The sequence below is a fragment of the Streptomyces alkaliphilus genome, assembly GCF_014141535.1.
Lineage (GTDB): Bacteria > Actinomycetota > Actinomycetes > Streptomycetales > Streptomycetaceae > Streptomyces > Streptomyces alkaliphilus.
On record NZ_VKHT01000677.1, the window covers coordinates 1 to 2882 of the forward strand.

Here is a 2882-nt window from a genome sequence, read left to right on the forward strand (position 1 = left end):
GTCATCGGCCACCCCTCCTCCGTACGTTCCCGTACGCACCCGTCCGTTCCCGTCCGCGGAGCCGGTCGCGCGCATCCCCCGGGCCGGCCGTCCGCCCCTTCCCGGGGTGCCGTGCCGGGACCTCCCGTCGGCGACGGGCGATCCCACCCGGCAGGGTAGGGGAGCCGGCGCCGTCCGTCAGGACCGCGTCGGGGGCGCGGGGTGGAACCGGACACGACCGGGCCGGACCCGGGGTGGGTGCCGGACGGGTCAGTCGACCAGGGGCAGCAGCTCCGGCAACCGACCGTCCTGCTCCAGGGCCCGCAGCCGTCGCTCCTCCGGCACCGGGCCGTAGTCGGTGGTCCGCATCCGGTGGGGCCGGCCCGCCGCCTCGGCGATGGCCCGCAGGTCCGCCACCGAGCGGTGGGAGCCGTACCGGGAGCCCGCCATCCGGGAGATGGTCTCCTCCATCAGCGTGCCGCCCAGGTCGTTGGCGCCCGAACGGAGCATCCGTGCCGCGCCCTCGGCACCGAGCTTGACCCAGCTGGTCTGGATGTTGGTGATGTGCGGGTGCAGCAGCAGCCGTGCCATGGCCGTGACCGCCAGGTTGTCGCGGAGGGTCGGCCCCGGTCGGGCGATGCCCGCCAGGTAGACCGGCGCGTTGGTGTGGATGAAGGGCAGGGTCACGAACTCGGTGAACCCGGCCACGCCCTTCTCCTCGTTGGCCCGCTGCACGGCCGCCAGGGTGCGCAGGTGCCCCAGCCAGTGCCGGGGTTGGTCCACGTGGCCGTACATCATGGTGGACGAGGAGCGCAGCCCCACCTCGTGGGCGGTGGAGACGACCTCGATCCAGGTGGCGGCCGGCAGCTTTCCCTTGGTGAGGACCCACCGGACCTCGTCGTCCAGGATCTCGGCGGCGGTGCCGGGGATGGAGTCCAGGCCCGCCTCCCGGGCAGCGATCAGCCACTCGCGGATCGACAGCCCCGTACGGGAGGCGCCGTTGACGACCTCCATCGGCGAGAAGGCGTGCGCGTGGATGCCCGGGACCCGCTCCTTCACCGCCCGCACCAGGTCGAAGTAGGCGGTGCCCGGCAGGTCGGGGTGGATGCCGCCCTGCATGCACACCTCGACCGCCCCCACGTCCCAGGCGCCGGCGGCCCGCTCGGCGACCTGTTCCAGGGAGAGCGTGTAGGCGTCGGCGTCGGTGCGGCGCTGGGCGAAGGCGCAGAACCGGCAGCCGGTGTAGCAGACGTTGGTGAAGTTGATGTTGCGGGTGACGATGAGGGTCACCTCGTCGCCGACGGTGTCGCGGCGCAGGTCGTCCGCGATCCGGCACAGGGCGTCCAGGGCCGGGCCGTCGGCGTGCAGCAGGGTCAGCGCCTGCTCGTCGGTCAACGCGGTGGGGTCGTCGGCGGCGGTGGAGAGCGCGGCGCGCAGGTCGCTGTCCACCCGCTCGGGGGTCATGCCGGGGGCGGCGCTGCGGCGCAGTTCCTCCCAGTCGCCGTAGACCTCGTCGAAGTCGGTGCGGCGGTCGCCGGTGCGGCCCTCGGTGTCGATGGTGCGGTGCAGATCGGTGCGGCCCGACGCGGTCAGCGGACGGTCCGGCTCCTGCCAGGGGCGCCCGACCGGCCGGGCCGACTCGTCGGCGAGACCGGTGGCGGGGTCGGCGAGGGCGGTGACGTGCGGCAACAGCCGGGGGTCCAACCAGGGCTCGCCGCGCCGGATGAACTCCGGGTGGATGGTGAGGCGCTCGCGCAGCACGAAGCCGGCCTCGGCGGTGCGTCGGGCCAACTCGTCGATGTGCGGCCAGGGGCGCTCGGGGTTGACGTGGTCGGGGGTGAGCGGCGAGACGCCTCCCCAGTCGTCGATGCCGGCGGCCAGCAGCAGGGCGTACTGCTCGTCGGCGAGGTTCGGCGGGGCCTGGATGCGGGCCTCGGGGCCCATCAGCAGACGGGTCACGGCGATCGTGGCGGCCAGCTCGGACAGTTCGGCGTCGGGGACGCCCCGCATGGCGGTGTCCGGTTTGGCCCGGAAGTTCTGGATGATGATCTCCTGGACGCCCCGGTGGGCGCGCGCCGTGCGGCGCAGGGCGAAGAGGGATTCCACCCGCTCCCGCACGGTCTCCCCGATGCCGATGAGCAGACCGGTGGTGAAGGGGACGGCCGACCGTCCGGCGTCCTCGAGCACCCGCAGGCGCACGGCGGGCTCCTTGTCCGGGGAGCCGTGGTGGGGGCCGCCGGGCTCGGACCACAGCCGCTCGGCGGTGGTCTCCAGCATCATGCCCATTGAGGGCGCCACCGGCTTGAGCCGCTGGAAGTCGGACCAGCCCAGCACCCCGGGGTTGAGGTGGGGGAGCAACCCGGTCTCCTCCAGGACCCGGATGGCCATGGCCCGCACGTAGGCGAGGGTGTCGTCGTAGCCGTGCGCGTCGAGCCACTCGCGGGCCTCGGGCCACCGGTCCTCGGGGCGGTCGCCGAGGGTGAACAAGGCTTCCTTGCAGCCCTGTGCGGCGCCCCGGCGGGCGATGTCCAGCACCTCGTCGGGGCTCAGGTAGGGCTGGTGCCCGGCGCGGCGCAGCTTTCCGGGGACGGTGACGAAGGTGCAGTAGTGACAGCGGTCCCGACACAGCCGGGTGAGGGGGATGAAGACCTTCTTGGAGAAGGTGATCACACCGGGCCGACCCGCCGCCTCCAGGCCGGCGTCCCGGACCCGGGAGGCGACCGAGCACAGTCGCTCCAGGTCGGTGTCGCGGGCCGTCAGCAGAACGGCGGCCTCGGCCGCGTCGAGGGTCACGCCGTTCTCGGCGCGACGCAACGCGCGTCGCATGGCGGTGGCCCCGGGGCGGTGCGCGCTCGTGGTCATCCCCCGAGCATACGAGCCGGACCCCGGGGCCACCGCCATGC

1 protein-coding gene is annotated in these 2882 nt (G+C 73.8%); it reads right to left on the minus strand.

Going from position 1 to position 2882, the window contains the following annotated elements; translation table 11 throughout:
* Positions 1–249 precede the first annotated feature (249 nt).
* The gene (locus FNQ90_RS18345; RefSeq protein ID WP_182607376.1) at positions 250–2841 is read right to left on the minus strand and encodes a bifunctional FO biosynthesis protein CofGH; all 2592 of its coding nucleotides are present in this window, start codon (positions 2839–2841) and stop codon (positions 250–252) included.
* Between the last annotated feature and the right edge of the window lie 41 nt (positions 2842–2882).